Origin of the sequence: Pseudomonas sp. SIMBA_067 (assembly GCF_046534675.1) — a bacterium.
Taxonomy (GTDB): Bacteria; Pseudomonadota; Gammaproteobacteria; order Pseudomonadales; family Pseudomonadaceae; genus Aquipseudomonas; species Aquipseudomonas putida.
On the sequence record NZ_JAWRYH010000001.1, the window covers coordinates 466,353 to 492,136 of the forward strand.

A 25,784-nucleotide genomic window follows, 5' to 3' on the forward strand; every position below is an offset into this window, starting at 1 on the left:
CCTTTACTTCCGCATTTCTGGATACATAGATTTATTCAGAGCGATTAGCTCCTGTAGCTTTTCATTCGGCACTTCGGGGTAAACACGCCTAAGTTCTCTAATGTCGCGCGCAACCACATCACGAGCGCTAGTAAAAGGGAGTCCTGTCCTGGGATTTATACTACTTCTAGACACAATTCCTACACCTTCTTTAGAAACTGTATGTCCTACTCGGGGTACCAGCATAGCAGGCCCTGTAGCATGATCGTAGCCCTCAACAAGTCTTTCATCAAATTTTTCTGCCCAACATTATGTGAGTCTAGGCCTAGATTCTTCCCTTTAACTGCATTTTTGTTTGCCTGATGGGTACTAACATCCCACTTATCACACGCTAGCCCTAATGAGTCTATCCAGGACTGAGTGTTTTTCGCATACTGATAAAGATTATCACCACCAAACAAACCAACAGGATCTTGTGTTACAAATCTCCCCAATTCCGGATCATAATAACGAAAAGTGTTGTAATGCAGCGCAGTCTCGCGGTCGAAGTACTGCCCCTGGAATCTTAGATTTTGCTCTATTCCATTGACCGTTAGCTGCTCTATCCCCCCCCAAGAACGATACGTCGCCTGCCAAACGATCTGCCCGTCACTGTCCGTCAGCTCCAACGGCGTCCCAATCTGATCCGTATGGAAGTAATAAAGCTTCTGCCCTTCCCCTTCCACCTGATCAACCCGCGCCAACGGCGCATAGCTTCCCGGCTCGTACAGGTACAGAATGTTTTGCCCAGGCGTCTCCTCACGCAGCATCCTCAGCCCCTGCCAGAGGAAGCGCTTCTGTTCGAGTTCGCCGTTGATTTCCGCCGGCTTGGCCACCCGCCGCCCAAGGCTGTCGTACCGATACTCACCTTGGCTTTCGAGCTTGCCGTTAACCAACGTCTCGGCCCGCACCAGCCGGTTCTCGCAGTCATAACTAAAGCTCTGCAGCTTGCTGTGCCCAGAGCGTTTCTCGATCAGGTTGCCCCACGGGTCTTAGCGGTATTCTTGGTCCCGCCACTGTTTGATCCGGTTGTCCTTGACCTTGGCAAACTGCTGCGCGTTGAGATCCAAGCGGTTAGCTGCCGCGTCGTAGCGGAATTCTTCGCTACCGACAAGCGAGCCGGTATCTCGGCTGCGCAATTGGCCATTGGCTTCGTATTCGTACTTGATCTCGCCACGCAGCTTGTCGAGGGTGCGCACCAGTTCACCGGCCGGGTCGTACTGGTAACGCCGATGAATCGGGTTGTAGGCGTGCTCGACCAGCAGCGACGTATTCACACCGGCGTTGTGCACTTGCGAGAGCTTGTCGGCCGGCAAGGTCGACGCAAACTGCCATGCCTTGCGCCCCATGGCGTCATAACCGAAGCAACTGGTGAGCTTGCCCTGCGTGCGGTACACCTCTCGGTGCAGGTCGTCTCGCTCGATGTCGCTGATCACCAGCCCGTCCAGGTTCAACTGGTGCAGGTGGCCGCTGCCGTAGTACAGGTGATTGACCTTGCGCCCATCCGGCAGGGTCAGTGTGGTCAGGTTGCTGAGTGGGTCGTACTCATAGCCCAAGGTGCCAGCGGGTGTGATCTCTTTCGTCAGCCGGCCCAACAGATCATAGGTGTACTCAAGCTTTTCTTCCGTGATCCCAAGCTGCTTGCCGATCCCGGTCGGTTGCCGCTCGATGCTCAGCAACCGGTCACCGTCGTCATAGGTGAATCGCTGTTGTGCGTCGCTATTCAGTTTGTCGATCAGGCGACCAATGGCATCACGCTCGAACAGCGTATGGCGCTCTGGCCGTTCGGCATTTTCGCCATAGCCAATCTCATCCAGTCGGGTGAGATGGCCACCGACGTTGTAGCTGAAGCGCCGGGTCAGGTTATCCACCCGCACTTCTTCGCTCAGCCGGTCCGACACGTCGTAGGCAAAGCTGTACGTGGCGTTGTTTTCGTTGACCAGTGCGGTCAGGCGAATGGCCTTGTCGTACTCGTAGCGAACCCGCTGGCCCTTGGCATCCTGGCGGCTGCTCGGCAGGCCGCGGGCCGTGCGCATCAGGCGGGTGGTTTGGCCCTTTCCGTCGGTGTGGCTGAGTACCTGGCCGTAGACGTTGTAGGTAAAGGTTTCGGTGGTGCCGTCCGGGTGGCTGATGCGCTGCACTTCGCCATCGGGCTTGCGTTCCAGCGTGGTGGTCTGGTTGAGCGCGTCCGTTACCGCGACCAGGTTCACACGGAAACCCAACAGCTAGACCCTATAAACGTAAATCTTTGAGTCTTTATTGCGAAAATATAGCCCTATGACATTTTCACCTTCTCGCTCTACGAATATCTCTGTACCAGGAACACTATTACTGGCATATGTAATCATTGACACTACCCGCCCTGCTTCACACCTATACTCATAACACCAGTACTCACCATCTTCATCCAGGCGACATGATATATTTGGAACCCCCCCTTCAAATATAACCCCAGATGCCCTAATCGCCTCTCCGTCATCGTCAAAACGTACTGAATAAGTCGACTGCCCCTCCAGCTGATATATTTCAGTCTCTATTACTGTAGAGCTCACACCATATATATCCGACCTGTGAAACCCACCTTGCTTCGAGAAATAAAACTTAAAGCAATTTTTTTTATTCTTTGGCTCCGAACTCAAAATGGGAGACGGAGTCACCCCAGACAGTTCCAACCCATAAGGCAATATAGAAAAACTTGGACCTTTGGACCATTTTATTTCTTCACTTGCGATGCACTGCATACCTACGCTTTCAGAAAAATCAGCATCAAGCTTAGATTTTAGAAGTTTAAGCAAATTCTTAAATTTATCGGGAACCACAGTTACCTCCTAACAGCGAAAGTTTTACCACTATTTAATTGTTCCTTCAACTCAGCAAGCCCACTCAGAAACTCTTTCTTCGTTGTTCTACCAACCAATGAATCATACACATGTTGCTTGTAGGCATTCCCAGGTATGCCGGCACCCTTGTGTGGCGTTGCCAGCGTACCGGGAACTCGAGCGGATTCTGTATTAGGCAACCAAATGCCATTTTTCTTGTTATTTATATCGATTCCCAGTTCTTTCATTTGCTTTCTCAAGGCTATCATTCTGACGTCCTTTGAATTGGACATAATGATGTGATGCGCATCATACTGCCCTCCACCTACTGGTTTACTCCCGAGGCTATCTGCAAGTTTTTTCGCATCGGACCGACAGGACAGACCAAGTGGATCCAACCATAGAGTCGGATTTAGAGCATACTCATAGAGATTCATTCCACCGTCGATACTCAACGGATCTTGTGTTACGAAACGGCCAACATTAGGATCATAGAATCTGAAAGTATTGTAGTGCAGACCTGATTCGTCATCAAAGTATTGCCCTTGGAAGCGTAGATTCTGCTCAATCTTACTAACAGGCAGTTGCTCTACCGCCCCCCACGAGCGATACGTTGCCTGCCAAACAATCTCACCCTCGCTATCCGTCAGCTCCAACGGCGTCCCAATCTGATCCGTATGGAAGTAATAGACCTTCTGCTCTTCCCCTTCAGCCTGATCAACCCGCGCCAACGGCGCATAGCTTCCCGGCTCGTACAGGTACAGAGTGTTCTGCCCAGGCGTCTCCTCACGCAGCATCCTCAGCCCCTGCCAGAGGAAGCGCTTCTGTTCGAGTTCGCCGTTGATTTCCGCCTGCTTGGCCACCCGCCGCCCAAGGCTGTCGTACCGGTACTCGCCTCGGCTTTCCAGCTTGCCGTTAACCAACGTCTCCGCCCGCACCAGCCGGTTCTCGCAGTCATAACTAAAGCTCTGCAGCTTGCTGTGCCCCGAGCGCTTCTCGATCAGGTTGCCCCACGGATCGTAGCGGTACTCCTGGTCCCGCCACTGTTTGATCCGGTTGTCCTTGACCTTGTCGAATTGCCGCGCATTGAAGTCCAGACGGTTCGCCGCCGCGTCGTAGCGGAACTCCTCGCTGCCGATCAGCGAGCCGGTATCGCGACTGCGCAACTGGCCGTTGGCTTCATATTCGTACTTGATCTCGCCACGCAGCTTGTCGAGGGTGCGCACCAGTTCACCGGCCGGGTCGTACTGGTAACGGCGGTGGATCGGATTGCACGCATGCTCCACCAGCAGCGACGTATTCACGCCAGTGTTATGCACCTGCGAGAGCTTGTCAGCCGACAAGGTTGACGCAAACTGCCAGGCCTTGCGCCCCATGGCGTCATAACCGAAGCAGCTGGTGAGCTTGCCCTGCGTGCGGTACACCTCGCGGTGCAGGTCGTCTCGCTCCATGTCGCTGATCACCAGCCCGTCCAGGTTCAACTGGTGCAGGTGGCCGCTGCCGTAATACAGGTGATTGACCTTGCGCCCATCCGGCAGGGTCAGCGTGATCAGGTTGCTGAGTGGGTCGTACTCATAGCCAAGCGTTCCGGCGGGGGTGATTTCCTTCGTCAACCGGCCGAGCAGATCGTAGGTGTATTCAAGCTTTTCTTCCGTGATCCCAAGCTGCTTGCCGATCCCGGTCGGTTGCCGCGCGATGCTCAACAGCCGGTCGCCGTCGTCGTACGCGAATGTCTGGCTCGCATCACGGTTGATCTTGGCAACCAAACGGCCAATGGCATCACGCTCGAACAGCGTATGGCGCTCTGGCCGCTCGGCATTTTCGCCATAGCCAATCTCATCCAGTCGCGTGAGATGGCCACCGACGTTGTAGCTGAAACGCCGGGTCAGGTTATCCACCCGCACTTCTTCGCTCAGCCGGTCCGACACGTCGTAGGCAAAGCTGTACGTGGCATTGTTTTCGTTGACCAGTGCGGTCAGGTGAATGGCCTTGTCGTACTCGTAGCGAACCCGCTGGCCCTTGGCATCCTGGCGGCTGCTCGGCAGGCCGCGGGCCGTGCGCATCAGGCGGGTGGTCTGGCCCTTGCCGTCGGTGTGGCTGAGTACCTGGCCGTAGACGTTGTAGGTGAAGGTTTCGGTGGTGCCGTCCGGGTGGCTGATGCGCTGCACTTCGCCATCGGGCTTGCGTTCCAGCGTGGTGGTCTGGTTCAGCGCGTCCGTTACCGCGACCAGGTGCTGGCGTTCGTCATAGCGGTAGTACGTGCTCTTGCCCGAGCAGTCCTGATAACGCTCGACCTGGGCCAGGGTGTTCCACCACAGGTACTTGGACTTGTAGGTCGCATCGAGGAAAGAGTAGGGCAGGTTGTGTTTCCTGTAACAGCAATCGGGGCATGTCGAGTGAATACAGATCTGGCAGGTGGAGAATTGTGAAGATAACTCGCAAAAATTTGCCCCTCTCGCATCGACTGAAACATACGCTTCAGCCGTGAATAGCCAGTTTTTAAAGAACAACTATCAAGTGCATTAGCGGCTGAATACGTAACCAGCACACTTCAAAACATCCGCTACAAAAGCATTACAGGAGTCCGTCGAGCAGCGGAATATCGTAGGCCTTGTCCTTTACAATTTTCTTTGAGGTCATCGCTTCTTTTATTTTAACATCATTCCCAGCCACGCCCCCCAACTTAGCAGCACAATGTATCAATACAGCAGGATAAGAATATTCATCTGGAGACATAACAACATCACTTATAGTCCTATCAGTTGGCACGATAGCAGCTAGCATTTTGGGAACATAAAACTCCTCCAGAACAATCCGAATATGACTACAAACCTCATCCGCCAGAGCAGGAGGGGGTGTTTTTATAGCCCCATCCCCCCCGCCACTAAACCGCTTACTGTGCTCACCTGACGAAATGAAAGAAAAACAGCCATCATTAAATAAATTACTTTTGTAAGGAGGGCTGAATTTTGACGCACACTCAAAAAGCTCCCCCCCAGAAACTATCCCGGCAAGCACATAAGAATCTACGCGCGCGAGGTGGTCCAAGAAAAGTTCAGCCACATTTTTTTTATTATACTTAAATTTTAATTTATTCTTTACGGCCATCACGCCATCAAACCTTGAGGCAACGACCTTTAGCTCTTTAAGCAAAGCAGCTTCAAAATACAACCGATTCTCTGAACCCATAGTTCACCCATATTTAAGGACGTTAAATATCGCATCATGCACGGCTCCTTTACCACCAAGCAATTTGCCGCGCGCACTTTTAGTATCAACTTTCAGCTTAGCCGCAGTACCGTTGGATGGCTTAATAGTCCCACCCCCAAGGTGTTGCGTAGTATTTGCAGGATTGTTCATGTCAAATACACCTGCGGCTTTTTGGTTTTTAGTAAGCGAACCTGCGCCATGCTTTACTTCGAACACATGCAAATTCCCCTGAGCATCTCTAGCAACGAAATCCGCTCTAACCCTACTTCCATTAACCTTCATGGTAACTTCTTCGGCAACGATCTTAAAGCCGTTACGCTCTAAGTCGTGCATCGCCTTTGATCGTCCCTTCTCACCACTTGCGGCGCTTTTGCACAAGCCTAATGGATCAATCCAGGTCAACGCATTTGGTGCATACTCATAAAGATTATACCCGCCTTGAAGGCTTATCGGATCCTGCGTAATAAATCGCCCTGTCTCAGGATCATAATATCTGAATAGACTATAATGCAGCCCTGTTTCGCGATCAAAGTATTGCCCTTGGAAGCGTAGATTCTGCTCAACCTTACTAACAAGCAGTTGCTCTACCGCCCCCCACGAGCGATACGTCGCCTGCCAAACAATCTTGCCCTCGCTGTCCGTCAGCTCCAACGGCGTCCCAATCTGATCCGTATGGAAGTAGTAAACCTTCTGCTCCTCCCCTTCCACCTGATCGACCCGCGCTAACGGCGCATAGCTACCCGGCTCGTACAGGTACAAGATGCTCTGCCCAGGCGTCTCCTCACGCAGCATCCTCAGCCCCTGCCAGAGGAAGCGCTTCTGTTCGACCTCACCGTTGATCTCAGCCCGCTTGGCCACCCGCCGCCCAAGGCTGTCGTACCGGTACTCGCCTCGGCTTTCCAGCTTGCCATTGACCAACGTCTCCGCCCGCACCAGCCGGTTCTCGCAGTCATAGCTAAAGCTCTGCAGCTTGCTGTGCCCCGAGCGCTTCTCGATCAGGTTGCCCCACGGATCGTAGCGGTACTCCTGGTCCCGCCACTGTTTGATCCGGTTGTCCTTGACCTTGTCGAATTGCCGCGCATTGAAGTCCAGACGGTTCGCCGCCGCGTCGTAGCGGAACTCCTCGCTGCCGATCAGCGAGCCGGTATCGCGACTGCGCAACTGGCCGTTGGCTTCATATTCGTACTTGATCTCGCCACGCAGCTTGTCGAGGGTGCGCACCAGTTCACCGGCTGGGTCGTACTGGTAACGCCGGTGGATCGGGTTGTAGGCGTGCTCCACCAGCAACGAGGTATTCACGCCGGTGTTATGCACTTGCGAGAGCTTGTCAGCCGACAAGGTTGACGCAAACTGCCACGCCTTGCGCCCCATGGCGTCATAACCGAAGCAACTGGTGAGCTTGCCCTGCGTGCGGTACACCTCGCGGTGCAGGTCATCGCGCTCCATGTCACTGATCACCAGCCCGTCCAGGTTCAACTGGTGCAGGTGGCCGCTGCCGTAATACAGGTGATTGACCTTGCGCCCATCCGGCAGGGTAAGCGTGGTCAGGTTGCTGAGCGGGTCGTACTCGTAGCCGAGCGTGCCGTCAGGGCTGATTTCTTTGGTCAGCCGACCGAGCAGATCGTAGGCGTACTCAAGCTTTTCTTCCGTGATCCCAAGCTGCTTGCCGATCCCGGTCGGTTGCCGCGCGATGCTCAGCAACCGGTCACCGTCGTCATAGGTGAATCGCTGTTGTGCGTCGCTATTCAGTTTGGCGATCAGGCGACCAATGGCATCACGCTCGAACAGCGTATGACGCTCTGGCCGTTCGGCATTCTCGCCATAGCCAATCTCCTCCAGTCGCGTGAGATGGCCACCGACGTTGTAGCTGAAACGCCGGGTCAGGTTATCCACCCGTACTTCTTCGCTAAGCCGGTCCGACACGTCGTAGGCAAAGCTGTACGTGGCGTTGTTTTCGTTGACCAGTGCGGTCAGGCGAATGGCCTTGTCGTACTCGTAGCGAACCCGCTGGCCCTTGGCATCCTGGCGGCTGCCCGGCAGACCGCGGGCGGTGCGCATCAGGCGGGTGGTCTGGCCCTTGCCGTCGGTGTGGCTGAGCACCTGGCCGTAGACGTTGTAGGTAAAGGTTTCGGTGGTGCCGTCCGGGTGGCTGATGCGCTGCACTTCGCCGTCGGGCTTGCGTTCCAGCGTGGTGGTCTGGTTCAGCGCGTCCGTTACCGCGACCAGGTGCTGGCGTTCGTCATAGCGGTAGTACGTGCTCTTGCCCGAGCAGTCCTGATAACGCTCGACCTGGGCCAGGGTGTTCCACCACAGGTACTTGGACTTGTAGGTCGCATCGATGATGGTGTGCGGCAGGCCGTCATCGCTGTTCAGGTACTCGGTCATCTGGCCGAGGGCATCGATTTCGGCGAGCAGGTTGCCCTTGTCGTCGTAGCGCGCCTGCCAGGTGCTGCCATCCGGGTAGCTGACTTTGGTCACCAGCGAGGTCAGGTGGTGGTACTCGTACTGGATCTTGCGCCCCAGTGGATCGGTTTCTTCCAGCAGGCGGGCGTATTCATCGTACTTGAAGGCGAGCCGGTTACCGTCTGGCAGGCCCAGGCCGACCATGTTGCCGTGCTCGTCCAGCTCGATGGCGTAACGTTCGCCACCGTAGTCGCGGCTGGCGACCACGCGGTGGTCGGCGTTGTACTGCACTTGCAGCTCACGGCCGAGCACGTCGGTGGCCCAGCTGGTGCGGCTGTCGAGGTCGTAGCGGAAGTGGTAATGCTCGCCGTCACTGGTCCAGTGTTCGACCACGCGCGGCTTGTCGCCCAGGGTTTGCCAACGGTAGTGGCAGCCCAGGCCCAGGGCGTTGCTGTGGGTCACCATCAGGCCGTCGGCGTAACTGAAGCTGCGCACGGTGTCGCCGTTGCGGTTGATCACCGCGCTCAGTTGGCCGTGTTCGTCGTAGCGGTACTGGGTGAGCGTTTCCACCGCCTCATTGTTGACCACGCGCTTGATGTCGGTCAGGCGACCCAGCGGGTTGTCGTAGTGCAGGTGCACGCGGGTGCCGCCGGTGGCGCTGATGTCGGTCAGCGTGCCGTCGGGCGTGCGGGTGAAGTGCAGGAAGTGGCCGAGGGCGTTCTCGATGCGTTGCAGCGGCACTTCGGTATTGGTGTCGGGCACTTCGCCGAAGTAGAAGAACAGGTTGTCGAGGGTCTGCAGGATGTAGTGGCCACCCTCGGTGCACACCAGGTACACCTGCTCATGCGGGTTGTAGATCCGTTCGCCCGGTTGCAGGGTCACGAACGGGACTTCGCGGCCTTGGTTGTCGGTGAGGTAGATGAATGCACCCTCGCGGCGCAGGCTCTGCTCCCAGGGCAGCACCCAGCCGCGGCCGAGTACGCTGTCGACCGACAGGTCGCTGGCGTAGAAGCGCGACCACTCGATCGGCATCAAGCCCGGCAGGCTGAAGTCGATTTCATCGGGGATCAGCTTGCGGCCCGTGGTGAGGTCGACCGGGTTGCCGACCAGGCCGCCGATCGCCTTGCGGGCCACGGGTTCGACCACGTAGCGGCTGGCCACTTCACCGGCGACGAAGCCGGCAGTGAACTTCAGCGCGCAAGGCATGATGGCTTTCATGCCGGCTTGGGTACCGGCCTTGATCAGCTGGGCAATACCGCCTGCGGCACCGGCGATGGCCATCAGCACATCCACGGTGGTGCGCAGCCACTCCGGGACTTCATCGTCCACGGGCAGGTAGCGGTGGGTGCCGCCGCCGATGATGACGTTGTCCGAACCACCGGAAATGGTCGCGCCGCAGGTCAGCTTGTCGCCCTTGCGCGCAGCGGCCACGCTGTTGATGAATACATTGGTCGAGCCTTCGGCAATTTGCACCGGCCCCGGGTGTTTGTCGCAGGCGCCAATGCTTTTTTCAACACGCGCAGCCTTGCGGCTGTTGATGAAGACGTTGGGTGAGGCAGTGGTTATCGTCCCTGAAGGGGACGAGAACATACTGCCTATCGCCTCTCCGGCAGCGGTCAGCAAGCTGCCTCCAATACCAGCTGCGAGGCCGGCCAGCAACGCCACGCCGAACCCGCAGGTGAACGTGGCGATGGCCACCGTGGCAACCAGTGCGATACCCAGGGCGGCGCCAATCAGGAAGCCCCCCAACGCGCTGGTGTGCGATATCTCGTCGCCGAACCTGGCCGCTTCGAACATGAGGGGTTACTCCTGTTCGCCGGGCTCGGAACGGCTTACGGGCGTGCGCGGAATGAAGCTCGCCAGCAGGTTGTCCCAGTCCTGGTTCTGTTGGGCACTGAAATCTGCCTGTGCCGTGGTGGAGAAGATCAGCGCACGGCCAGGGCTGATGATGAAGGCCGCCTGGCGCTGGTAAAGCGGGCGGCCTTGGTTCATGTAATAGGCGTCGATCTGAATACCGGCAATGGGTGCGGTAGCAGAAAGCGCGACGGCCTTGTTGCCCAAACGGGTGTAGCCACGCAGCTTGGAGGTCAGCATCTTGACCTGGCGATCGACATAGGCCTGCAGTGCTTCGTCTGGCAGCAAGGTGTCACGCGAGATGGTGATGCTCAACGGCGCGGGAACACTGGCACCCAAGACGAACATGTTGACCGTGCGGTCCTCGAACCCTGCTGGCAGCGCTATGCCGCCTTCCTGCAACTCGTAATCCATGCGATGAAAATTCCTGATAACAAAAAATGGGGGTCAGCTCAGCGCGAAGCCATCGAGCATGCGGTCAAACTCGGCCAGCCACTGGCTCAGGCCCGGCTTGCTGGGGTCGATTACGCATGAGATATCCAGCCATTGCAGTGACTCGCTGCCGGCGATGGGCACCAGCGCGCCGACCAAGCGACCATGGCGGGGCTCGTGGCCGGCATTGAAGTGAAAATCCACCACTTTGGCGGGGTTACCGGCCAGGTGGCAGTCACGTTTGCGAATCACGCGCAGTTGCGGGCTCATTTCGCGCAAGGCCTCGATTGCACGCTCGAAGAGTTGCTCCAGCGGCTGCCTGGCGCGTACATCACGGCGGCGGATGCTGAGGCTGACTGGCTCGCCTTCATGCTCGAGGGTGGTCTGGATATCGCGGAAACGAAAGCCGACTGGAAATTGCAGGTTGAAACCCGCAAAGGTGAAACCGCTGGCCACATCCTGCAGCACTGCCGGCAAGGGTTCCGGTGTGGGCACAGGTTCGGGCACATGAGCAGCTTCTGCCAGCTTGGCCAGGCGCGCTGCCTCCTCTTGCGCTTCGCGCCTGGCGGAGATGCGGTCGTAGATCGAGGGCTTGTACATGTACCTTGCCTCAGTCGTTGATCCGCACTGCGGCGCCAGTGATTTGGGTAGTATCGGTACTGGTGGTCACGATGACCTTGCCTTTGATCTCGATGCCTTCCGGGGTCAGCGTGATGCTGCTGTCGCCCACCTGCAGGATGATGTGCTGCTTGGCGGCCACCTGGATGAACTGGTTGTCGACCTGCAGGGTGTAAGAACCTTCGGTCACTTGCACCACGGTGTCTTTCTTGACCGTTTCGGTGTGCGTACCGCCAACCGTAATCGAGCGGTTGTTCCCTACATCATGGGTCTCATCCAGCTCGATCTCGGTATCCATGTTGCGCTCGGCATGCATGATGATCTGCTCGGCGCCGGCCTTGTCTTCGAAGCGGAAGAAGTTGGCGGTACCGCCGTCGCCCTTCATCGAACGCGTCAGGAACCCACTCTGGGTCTTGTTCGCCGGCAGCGACCATGGCGGGGTGTTGGTGCTGTTGTACAGGCTGCCCATGATCAGCGGCCGGTCCGGGTTGCCGTCAAGGAACACCACAACCACTTCGTCGCCTATGCGTGGGATCTGGATGCTGCCGAAGCCGCCGCTGGCGCCAGACTGGGTGACGCGTACCCAGCAGGAGCTCTGATCATTGAATTCACCGTTACGATCCCAGTGGAACTGTAACTTCACCCGCCCCAGCTCATCGGTGTAGATCTCTTCGCCGTGTGGACCGACCACAATGGCAGTCTGCGGGCCGCTGATACCCGCCCTTGGGGTGCGCAATGCGGGGCGGAACGGGATTTTACGGCGGATGCAGCTAAAGCTGTTGCGGTAGCCCGCTTCGCCATCGTTGGCGTAGTTGTTCTGTCCCCAATGGGTGACGGAAAGCAGCAGAAACTGGCGATCGTCCGGGGCGTCGTTGTCGTGATCGTAATGCTGGCTCAGCTCGAAGTAATGGCCAGGTTCCATGGCGCGGCAATTACTCTCGCCATGGAAGGTCTTGCCGTCGACCTCCATCGCCTCCAGCCGACGACGTGCCTTGCGCATGCCTTCATCGGAATCGGCATAGCCGTAGAGGCCTTCATATTCAAAGACCTCGTACTGGCCAACCTCGCCCTGCTGATTGACCGAGTTCAGCTGCACCAGATGCGGGTTACCGGGTTGCTTGTAGTCGAAGGACTTGAGGGTCAGGCGGGTTGGCTGCATCCGTCGCGCCGAAGACCACGCCGTGATCGAGTCGGCGGTTTCGGTGACCGAAGCACTGTGGTAGCGGATCAGCGGCTGGCGCTCCAGCTGCGGAAGCATGCTGCTGTCATCGCTGATGATCATGCGATGGCCTTCCTGGGAGTGCTCGAAGGTGAAGAACAGCCCTTCCTGCTCGAGCAGGCGCAACACGAAATTCAGGTCCGATTCCTGATACTGCGTGCAGTAGCTGATTGGCTTGAGCGGCTGGCTCAGGCGGAACTCATGCTCGGCCAGGGACAGGTAGTAATCGAAAACTTCCTTGACGATCTGCTCGGTGGTCTTGTCCTGGAAGATGCGCGAGTCGCGGCGACGGCTGAGAATCCAGATCCAAGGCACCAGTTCAGCGGTGTAGTTGGCAATGCCGCCATCAGCACCGGTGTGCACGAAGTCCGACACGTGCGCACTGATGTACCTAGTGGTGCCGTCGGCCAAGGCAATCCCCAACGTGACTTTCTTGCCGATAAGCTTCTTAAGTTCGATGCGAGCGTCTTGCGAAATGAGGTGTGCCTGGAAACTGAACAACTCCGAAATCGCCTCGCGGCCGCTGAAGCTTAGGAGTTGCAGTTCTTGCTCGGGAGGCAGTGGAGAATCGAAGGTGAACAGGCGTTGATGCTGGGTGAGCATCGACTCGAGGGCATCCGTAATCATATCAATGCATCCTGCATCAAGCTGGAAATCTCACAATGAAAACGCGCTTGGCTGAGGCTGTCAAATGATGGCGATAAGCCAGAACACCTCACATCGAGGACAAAAGCCGCGTGCAACTGGTGCATCATGGGCCGGTGTATCAGTCGACACTTTCTTGATTAATTACATCGAAATATGTCCTCCCGTTTGATCTGCTGGAGGTCTGGAGTGTAGGCTCCCTACGCCTAGCCATGAGGCAGTAGATCGCGACTATCAGGGAGAATCGCCATGAGCGTGAGCGAAAGCCAACTCAGCCAACTGGACCGGGAGATGGACCAGAATCACCGGGAAATGGTGATCATGTCGATAGAAGACTTCCACGCACAGGCCCAGTTAGCCCAGCAGGCACATGGCGCCACGCAGCCTCCGCAAGTGTGTACTCGCACGCAGGGTGACCTTCTGACCGGTACCTGGAACGGCGTGAAATCCACCTACAATGGCCTGCCCCACACCTTCGTCAACACTACTTGGGGCGTGCCTACGGCCATGGCGGCCTGGGACGCGAAAAACATCGTCGGTTTCATTCGTGACATGAACGGGATGGGCACGAAAGTACGCTACACCGTGCGCAATGGTAAGCAGTACGTGATTCTCACCGGCTACCCAGGCCTGCGCAAAACGCTCAATGCAACACGCTATGGTGTTCAGAACGCCAAGTTGGTCAGCATGGGCATCGGCAAATACGGCGTGCGCGGCTCCTCCATCAAGGGTTTCAAGCTCTCGTGCTATGTGGCGGTAGCCATCGAAGTCGCAGAGTGGGTGTTTGGCGACGAGCACATCATGAGCGACCTGTTTGGCGGCATTGGGGTGGAGTTGATCAAGGCTGGCATCGCTTCGGCGCTCGGCTACGCCGCAGCGCTGGCTGCTGGCGCACTGTTCACGGCAGCCGCAGCACCGGTCATCGCCGGTGCGCTCGTCGTTTTTGCAGTGGGCCTTGGGCTTAATGCACTGGACAACCACTTCGGCATCAAGAACGCAGTGAAGGCCGGCCTGCGCTATGCCGTGGATCATATCGAGGCAATCCACAAAACCATCACCGAGATCAAGCCAGCCGACCTGCGTCGCTATGCTGAAGAAACGGCTACCAACATCGCAGGCAGAATTGCCGACGAGCTTTACGATGAAGCCAAGTCGTGGATAATCCGCAAAGTGCGCCCCGACGGGATCGACCTGCCAAACTGGCCAAGCGCACCCCGCCTGCCATCGATGCCTTCATTGCCATCGCTGCCCACGTTCAACCTGCCCAAGTTCTGAAAATGACTACACACTCTTCGCAGATATCCCCCGGGCTATCGCCTCTCAAGATCAGGTTGCTGGCTGTTGGCATGATTGCCGCAATGCTGCTGGTGGGCGCCATTTCCGTTTATGCGTACCTCAACTACCTGTTCCCGCTCTACGGCAGGCTACTGCGCGGGGCCCCAGTGGTCGAGACGCCGTATCTCGCATTTGGCCTGCTCATGGCTCCGCCGGCACTGGCCATTCTGCTGGTTGGCAGCGCGATTTGCGCCTGGACGGGTAAAAAGTTCGACCCTCCTCCTGCCTCACGGCTACACCGTTTCCAGACTCAGATGTTCGGGTTGTCACTGAAGACACTGATTTATGTCGTTCCAGCAGTGATGATACTGACAACCGTGGCGTTGCTGGCCAGAGGCTATTCGCCCTGCCCGAAACTGTTGATATCAGGTTCTGCCTGGCAGTTGTTCTGGGTCAACGATGACCGGGTGTGCTTCAAGCCGGATCACTACATCAACGACAACTGGCCGTGCAAGGTTATCGACGGCAAGGACGTTTGCGTCCAGGTCGATGGGCGGTAAGTTGCCTACCTTGGCCAGGCTCAAAGCGAGTACGGCGGAAAAACCGAAAAGGTAGCAGTTGATAAGCCGCAGTGACCTGGAGACGGGGCGACGGGGATGTACAGCGGCGCCCCTCCGGTCTGCGCACACTCAGGCATTAAATGGACAAACACACACTTAGGGATCAACCCCATCGGGAAGCTTTACAAAACCGAGACCTTAGCCACCAAGGTCAGGTAATTAACATGAAACCTACTACACCACTCAAGTATGTAGACAAAGCGCTCGCGCTGACGATCACTGAACCCTATCCGTGCCTGCCGTAGAGAAGGTCATCGAGCTCATCGCTCAGCGGCGACAGCTCGAACAGCCGGCTCGCCAACCTACGAATATGCTGCGACCAGGCCACCTTGGCCACCCACTCCGACGGCATGCCCGATACCCCGTAGAGCGCCCCCGCAATCTGCCCTGCCGTTGCAGCGACACTGTCGGCATCATCGGCAAGGTTGGCGGCCAGGAGGATCGCGTCCTTGAAGTTGTCGGTGTTCCATACGGCCCACAGTGCTGCTTCCAAGGTATCAATGACGTAGCCGGAGTAGCGGATCTGTTCGCGGCGCTTTTGCTTGTACTCGCCCGCATTGATGATCATCGGGCGAGGCCGCAACGAACGCACCGCTGGGGCCAGGGCCTCTTCCTTGTCTGCACCGTTGAGCGCCGGCCAGGCCAAGCAGCGTGGCCTTGGCGCGGTCCAGTGCCTGGTCCTGTGATAACGTCCAGGATCTGTTGTCCAGCCATGCTGGTTTGATCCGCGGCAGCCAGGGAATGCTCAGGCACACATGAAAGACCATCCCGAACTCTACGTAAGGTCCCCTGTTCTTTTCCGACTTACGGCCATCGGTCTGATGCTGTCCATGCTCGCCATGGGAGCACTGGCGGTGTACGCCTTATGGACGGATATTGTACCCCTCTACGGCCGGATCTACCGTAATGCGCCGGTCGTGGAAACCCCGCTCAAAGCTTTCTTCATGATTGCATTCATTCCCCTAGGGCCTTGCCTGATCGTTGGTAGCCTGATCGCCGCATGGACCGGTCGAAAGTTTGACCCACTGAAAACCTCTTGGCTGCATGGGTTCCAGCTACGCTCGCTGCAACTGACGGTTGTGCTGATGGTTATCGTCGCACCGACAACGATTACGCTGACCACAGCAACGCTTTCGGCAAAGGGCTACTGGTCGTGCCCGAAGCTCAGGATCTCGGGCTCCGGTTGGCAGATGTTCTGGGTTAACGATGAACGCGTGTGCTTCAAGCCGGATCATTACATCAACGACAATTGGCCATGTAAGGCAATCAATGGCAGAGACGTTTGCGTACAGGTCGATGGTCGCTGAGTTGGATGCAACCGGCTGCGCCGGTGTTCGCGGGCAATCCCGCACCTACCCGCACCTACTAGCATCGCGCTAGCTATCGCTTTTGCACAAACAGTTACCCCGCTGGATGCGACGAAACTCGTCGCAGGGCCATCATCCTGACGCGCTTCCCCAACCCCGCAACGCGCAGGCGGCCAGCGCACAAAATGAGAACTGATTCACTTTTTGAAAAAAACTTTTGCCAATGATTTTCATCTCTTCCCAGCCCCTTTCGCACCCAGTCTTTAGGGCTTAACCCCCAATTCCTGCGACCAAGACCACTGTCAATATCACAGCGCCATTATTGCGCAGCGTCGTAAAACAGGGAAAAAATCGCCACCCTCGCCGGAACTTCTTCCCCAGCGAGGTGCCCTACTCGGCATTGCTGGCAACACAATATTCATGTGCCAGCACTCAGATTTGCCGCAGCCGATGGCTCAATTTCAGGTCGACGCCACTGGCGTTCAGGACGATCAAGCAGGCACATGGACGCGATGTACCGATGACACAATCATTCGATGTCGAAGCACTGATCAAGCTGCGCAGCCAGACGCGGGCGATCTCCGATGCGCTGAAGGCGCAGGCGGCGGATTACCTTGCCACCGTGGCACCGCTGATCCGTCCGCAAACCCTGTTTGGCGAATACCTGCAAGGCGCCCAGCGCAGCAGCGGGCGCGAAACCCAGGGCCACTTCCAGGCCCTGGTCGAACTCTACGAGCGTATCGGCTCGGCCGCGCCGTTCCAGCTGGTCACCGAGCTGGAAGTACCGCTGAACCTGATCAGCACCACCCCCGAACTGTTCCCGCTGGAATACGACAAGGTCCTCGAACAGAGCGGCCAGACCATCCGTATCACCAGCCCAACCCGCTGGGTAGTGGGCTTCCACGCCTTCGACCTGGCGCGGTTTCGCAATGTCATCAAAGACCACAACCGCAGCAGCGCCGAGCTGTACCGCTTCGTGGTGCACTACCTCGTGCTGTTCTACTGCCTGAGCAAGTCGCCTGGCCTGGGCCGGCTGTTCGAAGGCCTGCGCTACGGGCTGAGCTTCGAACGCCTCAAAGGCTTTGGCGACCTGCCGTTCTGCGTCATCAGCTCACCGGTGCGCTCGGAACTTCCCGACGATTCGGTCATCCGTAGCAGCACGCAAATTGCCGGCAACACCAGCTTCGAAGAACTGGTGGGCCGCGACAACATTCTGGAAATGAACGACGACATCCGTCAGCGCCTGCTGCTGACGATCGAAGGACTGTAACCCGCAGGGCCCCACACCGGGCCGCGCAATGATTCGCAGCGAACTGCTAGCACTGGAGAACACGATGGCGAAGAAGGAAAGCACCCAGCACAAACTCGACCGCGTCCGCGCGCCGCGGGTCCATATCACCTACGACGTGGACATCGGCGATGCCATCGAGAAAAAGGAGCTGCCCTTCGTCGTCGGCGTACTGGGCGACTTTTCCGGCAACCCGCTGGAGCCGCTGCCCAAGCTCAAGGACCGCAAGTTCGTCTTCATCGACCGGGACAACTTCAACGGTGTGCTCAAGGGCATCAAGCCACGCCTGACCTACCGGGTCGACAACACCCTGGCCAAGAACGGCACCCAGCTGGGCGTGGAGCTGAACTTCAACAGCCTTGAAGACTTCGAGCCACAGAACGTGGTCAAGCAGGTCGAGCCGCTGCGCAAGCTGCTTGAAGTGCGCAACAAACTGGCCGACCTGCGCAACAAGATGGGCGGCAACGACAAGCTCGAAGAGCTGCTGATGGACGTGCTGCAGAACACCGAAAAACTCAAGACCCTGGGCAAGGAATTCGGCCGTGAAGCCGAAGTGAAAGACCCATCCAGCAGCGATCGCGCCTGAGCAGGAGCCCGAACATGACCGACAAGCAAACCGCACCGCAACAGGCCGGCGAACTGGTCGAAGTAGAAAACTTCGCGCCACAGCCCTCACTGCTGGACAGCATCATTTCGCAAAGCCGCGTAGCCCGTTCCGACACCGAGCGCAACCGCACCCGCGACCTGATTGGCGAATTGGTGAACCAGGTGCTCGAAGGTGAGATGACGCCGAGCAAGGACCTGATCGCCGTGCTCGACTCGCGTATCGCCGAGATCGATTCGATGCTCTCCGAGCAGATGAACGAGATCATGCACGCCCGCGAGTTCCAGCAGCTGGAAGCCTCCTGGCGCGGCCTGAAATACCAGGTAGACCAGACCGAAACCAGCACCACGCTGAAGATCCACCTGCTCAACGCCTCGAAGAAGGACCTGGTACGCGACCTGAAGGCCGCCAGCGAATTCGACCAGAGCGCGCTGTTCAAGAAGGTCTACGAAGAAGAATACGGCACTTTCGGTGGCGCGCCGTTCGGTATGCTGATCGGTGACTACGAGTTCAACCGCAACCCCGAAGACATGTACCTGCTGGAAGAGATCTCGCACGTGGCAGCGTCGGCGCATGCACCGTTCATCTCCGCCGCCTCCCCCGAGCTGTTTGGCTGGGACTCGTTCACCGAGATGTCCGCCCCGCGTGACCTGGCAAATCTCTTCGACACCGTCGAATACGCCAAGTGGAAGTCGTTCCGCGCCTCGGAAGACTCACGCTACGTCGGCCTCACCCTGCCCCACGTGCTCGGCCGCCTGCCATATGGCCCTGATACCACGCCGGTGGAAGAATTCAACTTCGTCGAAAGCGTCGACGGCCGCGACCACAACAAGTACCTGTGGATGAACGCCGCCTATGCCCTCGGCACCCGCGTCACCGATGCCTTCGCCCGCTACGGCTGGTGCGTGGCCATCCGCGGCGTAGAAGGTGGCGGCCTGGTCGAAGGCTTGCCAACCCATACCTTCAAGACCGACGACGGCGAAATCGCCCTCAAGTGCCCGACCGAGATCGCCATCACCGACCGCCGCGAAAAAGAGCTGTCGGACCTGGGCTTCATTCCCCTGGTGCACTGCAAGGGCACCGACTACGCCGCGTTCTTTGGCACCCAGTCGGCGCAGAAGCAAAAGCAATACAACACCGACATCGCCAACGCCAACGCACGCCTGTCGGCCCAGCTGCAGTACATCTTCGCCACGTCGCGCATCGCCCATTACATGAAGGCAATCATGCGCGACAAAATCGGCAGCTTCGCCTCGCGCATGGACGTGGAGCGTTTCCTCAACCAGTGGCTGGCCAGCTACGTGCTGCTGGACGACACCGCCAGCCAGGAGGCCAAGGCCAAGTTCCCGCTGCGCGAAGCCCGCGCCGAGGTGTTCGAGGTACCAGGCAAGCCAGGCGTGTACAAGGCTGTAACCTACCTGCGCCCGCACTACCAGCTCGACGAACTGACCGCCTCGCTGCGCCTGGTCGCCGAACTGCCTCAAGGGGCGCGCGGCTGACAAGCCGGTGTGTACAGGGATGACACATGAGTAACCAGGCCCGCCTGCTGCCCTCGCTGCTCGACCGACTGCTGGACGACCGTCCGTTCCAGTCGGCCGAGCCGGCCGCGCAGCGCACCTGCTCGCTGGCCGAGTACAAAGCCAGCATCGTCCGTGACCTTGAGGTGCTGGTGAATACCCGCCAGTCCCTGGTCGCCGAAGAGCTCGACGGCTTCAGCCAGCTCGGTGGTTCCATCCTTGAATACGGCATGCCCGACTTCATCAGCCGCAGCGTGCTCGACCCACATGACCGCCGCCTGATCCAGCAACAGCTGGAGCGGGCGATCAGTACCGGAGACCGGCGTTTCCGCCGGGTCCGTGTGCAGCTGTTGGCCCAGCAGAATGGCCACCGCATGTTGACCTTCCGCGTGGACGCCGTATTGCGTCTGCAGGACATCAGCCGCCAGGTCTCTTTCGACGCCGTGCTGCAGGTCAACACCCAGGAATACAAAGTGCAGAACCTCAACTGATGCTCGACGAACTGCTGCCCTACTATGAAAAGGAACTGTCGCACCTGCGCTTCCTCGGCCAGGAGTTTGCCGCGCAGTACCCGAAAATCGCTTCGCGCTTGCTGATCGAGGGCGACAACTGCGAAGACCCGCACACCGAGCGCCTGATCGAGGCGTTCTCGTTCCTTTCTGCGCGGGTGCACAAGAAGCTCGATGACGAGTTTCCGGAAATCGTCGAATCCTTCCTTGAGGTGCTGTACCCGCATTACCTGCGCCCTACCCCCTCGATGTCGATTGCCGAGCTGAGCCTGGGCAGGCACGAGAAAGTCTCCGAAGCGTACCGGGTGGCGCGCCATACCGAGATGCATGCCAACGCCATAGAGGGCGTGGTGTGCAAGTTCCGCACGTGCTACCCGGTAGAGCTGTGGCCGATTGCCGTGCAACAGGCCTCGTTCGTCGAAATGGAACGTTCGGCCTTCAACGGCCACAGTGCCGACCTGGTCGCACACCTGCGTATCCGCCTTGCAGCCACCGGCGATGCTCTGTTCGGGCAGATGCAAATGGACCGCCTGCGGTTTTTCCTCGACGGCGAAGCAACGCTCATGCTGCACCTTTACGAATTGCTGTTCAATAACCTGGCCAAGGCGACCTTGAGCTTCAACGACGAGGGCCGCAGCCGTGAGGTCGCACTGCCCGTCGATGCCCTCAAGGCCGTAGGCTATGCCCGCGACGAAGGCCTGGTTGACTACTCGGAGCGCTCGTTCCTCGGTTACCGGCTGCTGCACGAATATTTCACGTTCCCCGACAAGTTCATGTTCTTCGACCTCAGTGGCTTTGCCCGCATTCTGCAGGGCAAGGCCATCGAGCAGGTCGACATCAATTTCTATTTTTCCGACTACGACCTTGGCGAGCGACTGGCGCGGTTGACCCAGAATATCGGGCGCAACAACTTCAAGCTCAACTGCACGCCCATCATCAACCTGTTCCGCCAGCAAGCCGAGCCGATCAAACTGACCCACACCCAGCACGAGTATCCGGTCACCCCGGACACCCGGCTGCACAACGCAGCAGAAGTGGTATCCATAGACCGTGTGCGTCGGGTTCGTAAACTGGGGGGCACCGACCAGGTTGCCACTTGCCAGCCGTTTTTCGAGCCGCGAGGCGAGCAAGACCCGCACAGCAGCTTCTGGGTTGCCCGGCGGCGCGCCCAGGGTGACGCCACTGCCATGAGCATTCGCGTGGTCGACCGCGACCTGGAGCTGATCAGCGCCAGCAGCGACACCCTCAGCATCGCCCTCACCTGCAGCAACCGCGATGTGCCGCTCATGCTCCCGTTCGGCGGCGAGCGTGGCGATTTCAACATTCCCGCCAACTCGGTAATCAAGGATATCCGTTGCCTGCGCAAGCCCACCGCCACGGTGCGCGTGCCATTGGGCAAAGGCTTGATATGGCGCCTGATCGCGCACCTGTCGCTGAACCATATGTCACTGGTCAGCCAAGGCCGTGAAGTGCTGCTGGAGCTGTTGTCGCTTTACAACTACCGCAACGTCTCGGCCATCCGCAAACAGATCAACGGCATCAAGGCCATCAACAGCGAGCCGGTAGTTGCGCGTATCGGCCATCCGCGGCCGAACTTCGTGCGGGGCGTGGGCATTACCCTCACCCTCGACGAGCACCAATTCACCGGCAGTGGCGTGTTCCTGTTCGGCATGGTGCTGGACCACTTCTTCGGCCAGTACTGCTCGATGAACAGCTTCACGCAACTGACCCTGCGCACCCAACAACGAGAAAAGAGAGTCGTCCAATGGCCAGCACGTACTGGCGATCAGCCCCTGGTCTGATCGATCAGGCCCGAGCCGAGCCGCACCGATTCGAATTCTTTCAATTGGTGCGCCTGCTCCGCCTGCACTACAGCCGCACCGGACGCATGGACCTGGCAACCCGGCCCCACGAAGACCCGCTGCGTTTCCGTACTCAGCTGTCGCTGGCGTTTCCGGCCAGCGAAGTCAGCGACCTGCACTTCGAGCACGCAGGCAAGGTCTCGCCGGCCGGCCTGCCACTGTCGGAAGTGCAGGTTACCTTCATGGGCCTGGTCGGGCCTTCAGGCGTGCTGCCGCGTCCGTACACCGAGTTGCTGCTTGAGCGCCATGTGCAGTTTCGAGACGATGCCGCTCATGCCTTTCTCGACATTTTCTCGCACCGCATGACCACGCTGTTCTACGAGGCCTGGCAAAAATACAAATTCCATATCGAGCACGAGCGCACTGGCAGCTCGGGCTTCGATGGCTACCTGCTCAACCTGGTGGGCCTCGGCCCGCGGGCGCAGAAGCTCAAGTTTGAAGAACAACCGTCAGCATTGCGTCGGGAGCTGTTCAGCTATTTTGCCGGCCTGCTCAGCCAGAAGCCGCGCAATGCGCTGAACCTCGAGCGCATGCTCGGCTTCTATTTCTCGCTGCCGATCCACGTCAAGCAGTTTGCCGGGCGCTGGTTGCACCTGCCGCCTGAGCAGCGCACCCAGCTTGGCCGGCGCAACGCCCAGCTTGGCCACAGCGCCGTTGCTGGCAAGCGGGTGTGGGACTACCAATCGTGCATTCGCATTGAGCTGGGCCCACTGAGCCTGGCCGATTACCAGCGCTTCCAGCCTGGTACCGAGTGCTATCGCAAACTGGTCGAGCTGGTGCGCTTCTATATAGGTGCCGGCCTGGACTTTGAAATCGCCCCGCGCCTCAAGCGCGAGGCGGTACCGTGCGCCCGGCTCGGCCGCAACGGCAATGTCGCGTTGGGCTGGCTCGGCTGGCTCAAACGCCCTGGCCGTGACGCGGAGCCTTCGCGTTGCGCCGTTTTCCATATTCCTTACGATGGGGTCGCCTTGTGAACCTGAAGTCGCTGTTCGCCAAGCTCAACGAAACCAGCCGCACGGCCACCGAAAGCGCAGCGGCCCTTTGCCTGTCAGAGCACCACTACGATGTCGAGGTGGAACACCTGCTGCTGCAGTTGCTCGACACCGGTGACAATGACCTGGCCCCGATCCTGCGCCACTATGAGGTGGTCGCCGAGCGCCTGCAGGCGCAGCTGGTCACCGCCCTGGGCACGTTCAAGAAAGGCAATACCCGCACCCCGGCGCTGTCGCCGCACATTACCCGCATGATCGAGCAGGCCTGGCTGCTGGCGTCGATCGAGTATGGCGTCGGCCAGGTGCGCAGCGGCCACCTGCTGCAAGCCCTGCTCGACGACGCCGAACTGCGCCGGGTGGTCGTTGCCTCGGCGCCGGAGCTGGAAAAAATCAATGCCAACGACTTGCGCCTGAACCTCGCCGCGCTCGTCGAAGGCAGCGCCGAATCCCGCCAGGCAAGCGCCCTGGCCAGCCCGGCGGCAGCGGTGGCCAACAGCAGCAAGGCAGGCGGCAAGACCCCTGCGCTGGACCAGTACACCGTCAACCTCACCCAAAGTGCACGCGAAGGCCGCATCGACCCAGTGCTGGGCCGTGAGTTCGAAGTGCGGCAGATGGTCGACATCCTCACCCGCCGCCGGCAGAACAACCCGATTCTCACCGGTGAAGCCGGCGTGGGCAAAACCGCCGTGGTCGAAGGCCTGGCCCTGCGCATCGCCCAGGGCGACGTGCCAGCTGTGCTCAAGAACGTTGCCGTGCATACCCTCGACCTTGGCCTGCTGCAAGCCGGCGCCGGGGTAAAGGGTGAGTTCGAAAACCGCCTGAAGGCGGTCATCGAAGAGGTCAAACGCAGCATGCACCCGATCATCCTGTTCATCGACGAAGCCCACACCCTGATCGGCTCTGGCGGCCAGGCCGGGCAGAACGACGCTGCCAACCTGCTCAAGCCGGCGTTGGCGCGTGGCGAACTGCGCACCATCGCCGCCACCACCTGGGCCGAATACAAGAAGTACTTCGAGAAGGACGCCGCCCTCGCCCGCCGCTTCCAGGTGGTAAAGGTCGAAGAGCCTGACGAGGACAAGGCCATTCACATGTTGCGCGGGCTGCTGGGCAAGATGCGCGAGCACCACAAGGTGGCGGTGATGGACGAAGCGCTGGTGCAGGCGGTGCGCCTGTCCAGCCGCTACATCACCGGGCGCCAACTGCCTGACAAGGCGGTCAGCGTGCTCGACACCGCCTGTGCGCGCATTGCCCTGGCACAATCGTCGCAGCCTGGCTTGCTGGAAGACTGCCGTCGACAGATCGACAACCTGCAGGCAGAAATTGACGTGCTTGGCCACGAAGCCGGCAAGGGCCACGACCATGCCCGCCGCCTGGGTGAGCTGCAGGCCAGCCTGCAGGCCAAACAGCAGCAGGAACAGCAATTGAACGAGCAGTGGCAGCAAGAGCTGGCGCTGGTCGAACAGCTCAAGGCGCTGGATGCCGCCAACGACGCCGATGCCGGGCAGCTCAATAGCCTGCGCGCCGAACTGGTTCGCGTACAAGGCGACCAGCCACTGGTGCACGCGCTGGTCGACAGCGGCGCCATCGCCCAGGTCATCAGCGGCTGGACCGGCATCCCGCTGGGCAAGATGCTGCGTGACGAAATCGACACCGTACAGCGCCTGCCCGCCCTGCTCGGCGAGCGCGTGCTGGGCCAGGACCATGCCCTGCACGAAATCGGCAAGCGCATCAAGATTTCCCGGGCGCGCATGGAAGACCCGAACAAGCCGATCGGTGTGTTCCTGCTGCTCGGCCCCAGCGGCGTCGGCAAGACCGAAACCGCCCTGGCCCTGGCAGATACCCTGTACGGCGGCGAGCGCAACCTGATCACCATCAACATGTCCGAATACCAGGAGGCCCACACCGTGTCGAGCCTCAAGGGCTCGCCACCCGGCTACGTCGGCTATGGCGAAGGCGGCGTGCTGACCGAGGCGGTGCGCCGCAAACCGTACAGCGTGGTGCTGCTCGACGAGGTTGAAAAAGCCCACCCGGACGTGCTCGAACTGTTCTTCCAGGTATTCGACAAGGGCGTACTGGACGACGGTGAAGGCCGCGAAATCAATTTCCGCAACACGGTGATCATCCTCACCTCGAACACTGGCACCGAGCGCATCATGCAGACCTGCCTGAATGCCACCGAGCTGCCCACGCCGCAGGCCATCGTCGAAGGCCTGCGCGACGAACTCAATCATGTGTTCAAGCCGGCCTTCCTTGGCCGCCTGAGCATCGTGCCGTTCTACCCGGTGCAGGACCAGATCCTGGAGCGCATCGTCGCCCTCAAGCTCGCGCGCATCGCCAAGCGCTTCGCCCGCAACCACCAGGCCGAACTGAGCTACGACGAGGCGCTGGTCAAAGCCATTGCTGCGCGCTGCACCGAGGTCGACAGCGGTGCGCGCAATATCGACAACATTCTGTCCCAGACCTTGATGCCCGAACTCGCCCAGCGCGTGCTCGAACGCATGGCCCAGGACACGCCCATCGAACGCCTGGTGATCGAATTGGGCAGCGATGGCGACTTCGCCTATCGCCTGGCCTGATCAACGACCGGAGGTT

The 25,784-nt window shown here is 58.9% G+C and carries 16 protein-coding genes and 3 pseudogenes; 10 read left to right on the forward strand and 9 right to left on the reverse strand.

The window, feature by feature from the left end; genetic code table 11:
* Positions 1 to 3 precede the first annotated feature (3 nt).
* The 8 genes and pseudogenes from SB765_RS02215 to tssI all read right to left on the reverse strand — a co-directional run bounded on the left by SB765_RS02215 (position 4) and on the right by tssI (position 13,200).
* Positions 4 to 2,054: pseudogene (locus SB765_RS02215) on the reverse strand (RHS repeat-associated core domain-containing protein).
* Positions 2,055 to 2,243: 189 nt separating this feature from the next.
* Complete coding sequence (locus SB765_RS02220) at positions 2,244 to 2,837, reverse strand: hypothetical protein (RefSeq protein WP_410910405.1); 594 nt, start codon at positions 2,835 to 2,837, stop codon at positions 2,244 to 2,246.
* Between the two features lie 2 nt (positions 2,838 to 2,839).
* Positions 2,840 to 5,197 (reverse strand): annotated as a pseudogene (locus SB765_RS02225) (RHS repeat-associated core domain-containing protein); the annotation flags it as partial.
* 214 nt (positions 5,198 to 5,411) lie between these two features.
* On the reverse strand, positions 5,412 to 6,026 hold the full coding sequence (locus SB765_RS02230) for a hypothetical protein (RefSeq protein WP_174375498.1): 615 nt from the start codon (positions 6,024 to 6,026) through the stop codon (positions 5,412 to 5,414).
* A 3-nt stretch (positions 6,027 to 6,029) separates the two neighbouring features.
* Positions 6,030 to 10,247, reverse strand: a complete 4,218-nt coding sequence (locus SB765_RS02235) for an RHS repeat-associated core domain-containing protein (RefSeq protein WP_410910404.1) — start codon at positions 10,245 to 10,247, stop codon at positions 6,030 to 6,032.
* Between the two features lie 6 nt (positions 10,248 to 10,253).
* On the reverse strand, positions 10,254 to 10,718 hold the full coding sequence (locus SB765_RS02240) for a DUF1795 domain-containing protein (protein ID WP_341798790.1): 465 nt from the start codon (positions 10,716 to 10,718) through the stop codon (positions 10,254 to 10,256).
* 33 nt (positions 10,719 to 10,751) lie between these two features.
* Positions 10,752 to 11,336: a DcrB-related protein gene (locus SB765_RS02245; protein ID WP_341798789.1), complete on the reverse strand. Its 585-nt coding sequence runs from the start codon at positions 11,334 to 11,336 to the stop codon at positions 10,752 to 10,754.
* Positions 11,337 to 11,346: 10 nt separating this feature from the next.
* Positions 11,347 to 13,200: a type VI secretion system tip protein TssI/VgrG gene (tssI, locus tag SB765_RS02250; RefSeq protein ID WP_028613922.1), complete on the reverse strand. Its 1,854-nt coding sequence runs from the start codon at positions 13,198 to 13,200 to the stop codon at positions 11,347 to 11,349.
* Between the two features lie 267 nt (positions 13,201 to 13,467).
* Here tssI and SB765_RS02255 point away from each other — a divergent pair, with 267 nt between their 5' ends.
* Both SB765_RS02255 and SB765_RS02260 read left to right on the forward strand, forming a co-directional pair.
* Entirely contained in the window at positions 13,468 to 14,493 is a 1,026-nt protein-coding gene (locus tag SB765_RS02255) for a hypothetical protein (protein ID WP_028613921.1), read from the forward strand.
* 50 nt (positions 14,494 to 14,543) lie between these two features.
* Positions 14,544 to 15,053, forward strand: a complete 510-nt coding sequence (locus tag SB765_RS02260; RefSeq protein WP_410910420.1) for a hypothetical protein — start codon at positions 14,544 to 14,546, stop codon at positions 15,051 to 15,053.
* Between the two features lie 286 nt (positions 15,054 to 15,339).
* On the opposite strand, the pseudogene SB765_RS02265 reads toward SB765_RS02260, so the two are convergent.
* Positions 15,340 to 15,747, reverse strand: a pseudogene (locus SB765_RS02265) (ADP-ribosylglycohydrolase family protein); the annotation flags it as partial.
* Between the two features lie 121 nt (positions 15,748 to 15,868).
* Between SB765_RS02265 and SB765_RS02270 the strand changes: the two are divergent.
* From SB765_RS02270 to tssH, 8 genes are all read left to right on the forward strand, one after another.
* A complete protein-coding gene (locus tag SB765_RS02270) occupies positions 15,869 to 16,420 on the forward strand; it encodes a hypothetical protein (protein ID WP_410910403.1) in 552 nt (183 codons plus the stop codon).
* A 520-nt stretch (positions 16,421 to 16,940) separates the two neighbouring features.
* Positions 16,941 to 17,690: a hypothetical protein gene (locus SB765_RS02275; RefSeq protein ID WP_341798784.1), complete on the forward strand. Its 750-nt coding sequence runs from the start codon at positions 16,941 to 16,943 to the stop codon at positions 17,688 to 17,690.
* Positions 17,691 to 17,754: 64 nt separating this feature from the next.
* The gene (gene tssB, locus SB765_RS02280; protein WP_012272397.1) at positions 17,755 to 18,294 is read left to right on the forward strand and encodes a type VI secretion system contractile sheath small subunit; all 540 of its coding nucleotides are present in this window, start codon (positions 17,755 to 17,757) and stop codon (positions 18,292 to 18,294) included.
* 14 nt (positions 18,295 to 18,308) lie between these two features.
* Positions 18,309 to 19,811 carry a type VI secretion system contractile sheath large subunit gene (tssC, locus tag SB765_RS02285; protein WP_341798783.1) on the forward strand — a complete coding sequence of 501 codons (1,503 nt, stop codon included), beginning with the start codon at positions 18,309 to 18,311 and terminating at the stop codon, positions 19,809 to 19,811.
* A 26-nt stretch (positions 19,812 to 19,837) separates the two neighbouring features.
* Entirely contained in the window at positions 19,838 to 20,320 is a 483-nt protein-coding gene (tssE, locus tag SB765_RS02290; RefSeq protein ID WP_028613918.1) for a type VI secretion system baseplate subunit TssE, read from the forward strand.
* On the forward strand, positions 20,320 to 22,140 hold the full coding sequence (gene tssF / locus SB765_RS02295) for a type VI secretion system baseplate subunit TssF (RefSeq protein WP_341798782.1): 1,821 nt from the start codon (positions 20,320 to 20,322) through the stop codon (positions 22,138 to 22,140). The genes tssE and tssF overlap by 1 nt, the downstream gene beginning before the upstream one ends.
* Positions 22,104 to 23,174: a type VI secretion system baseplate subunit TssG gene (tssG, locus tag SB765_RS02300; protein ID WP_258651563.1), complete on the forward strand. Its 1,071-nt coding sequence runs from the start codon at positions 22,104 to 22,106 to the stop codon at positions 23,172 to 23,174. Before tssF ends, tssG begins: the two co-directional genes overlap by 37 nt.
* A complete protein-coding gene (gene tssH, locus SB765_RS02305) occupies positions 23,171 to 25,768 on the forward strand; it encodes a type VI secretion system ATPase TssH (RefSeq protein WP_410910402.1) in 2,598 nt (865 codons plus the stop codon). Before tssG ends, tssH begins: the two co-directional genes overlap by 4 nt.
* Positions 25,769 to 25,784 lie beyond the last annotated feature (16 nt).

Bases quoted from the DNA above. Each gene is read 5' to 3' on its own strand.
- SB765_RS02230 (WP_174375498.1), bottom strand. From the start codon at position 6,026: ATGGGTTCAGAGAATCGGTTGTATTTTGAAGCTGCTTTGCTTAAAGAG.
- SB765_RS02235 (WP_410910404.1), bottom strand. From the start codon at position 10,247: ATGTTCGAAGCGGCCAGGTTCGGCGACGAGATATCGCACACCAGCGCG.
- SB765_RS02240 (WP_341798790.1), bottom strand. From the start codon at position 10,718: ATGGATTACGAGTTGCAGGAAGGCGGCATAGCGCTGCCAGCAGGGTTC.
- SB765_RS02245 (WP_341798789.1), bottom strand. From the start codon at position 11,336: ATGTACAAGCCCTCGATCTACGACCGCATCTCCGCCAGGCGCGAAGCG.
- tssI (WP_028613922.1), bottom strand. From the start codon at position 13,200: ATGATTACGGATGCCCTCGAGTCGATGCTCACCCAGCATCAACGCCTG.
- SB765_RS02255 (WP_028613921.1), top strand. From the start codon at position 13,468: ATGAGCGTGAGCGAAAGCCAACTCAGCCAACTGGACCGGGAGATGGAC.
- SB765_RS02270 (WP_410910403.1), top strand. From the start codon at position 15,869: ATGAAAGACCATCCCGAACTCTACGTAAGGTCCCCTGTTCTTTTCCGA.
- SB765_RS02275 (WP_341798784.1), top strand. From the start codon at position 16,941: ATGACACAATCATTCGATGTCGAAGCACTGATCAAGCTGCGCAGCCAG.
- tssB (WP_012272397.1), top strand. From the start codon at position 17,755: ATGGCGAAGAAGGAAAGCACCCAGCACAAACTCGACCGCGTCCGCGCG.
- tssC (WP_341798783.1), top strand. From the start codon at position 18,309: ATGACCGACAAGCAAACCGCACCGCAACAGGCCGGCGAACTGGTCGAA.
- tssE (WP_028613918.1), top strand. From the start codon at position 19,838: ATGAGTAACCAGGCCCGCCTGCTGCCCTCGCTGCTCGACCGACTGCTG.
- tssF (WP_341798782.1), top strand. From the start codon at position 20,320: ATGCTCGACGAACTGCTGCCCTACTATGAAAAGGAACTGTCGCACCTG.
- tssG (WP_258651563.1), top strand. From the start codon at position 22,104: ATGGCCAGCACGTACTGGCGATCAGCCCCTGGTCTGATCGATCAGGCC.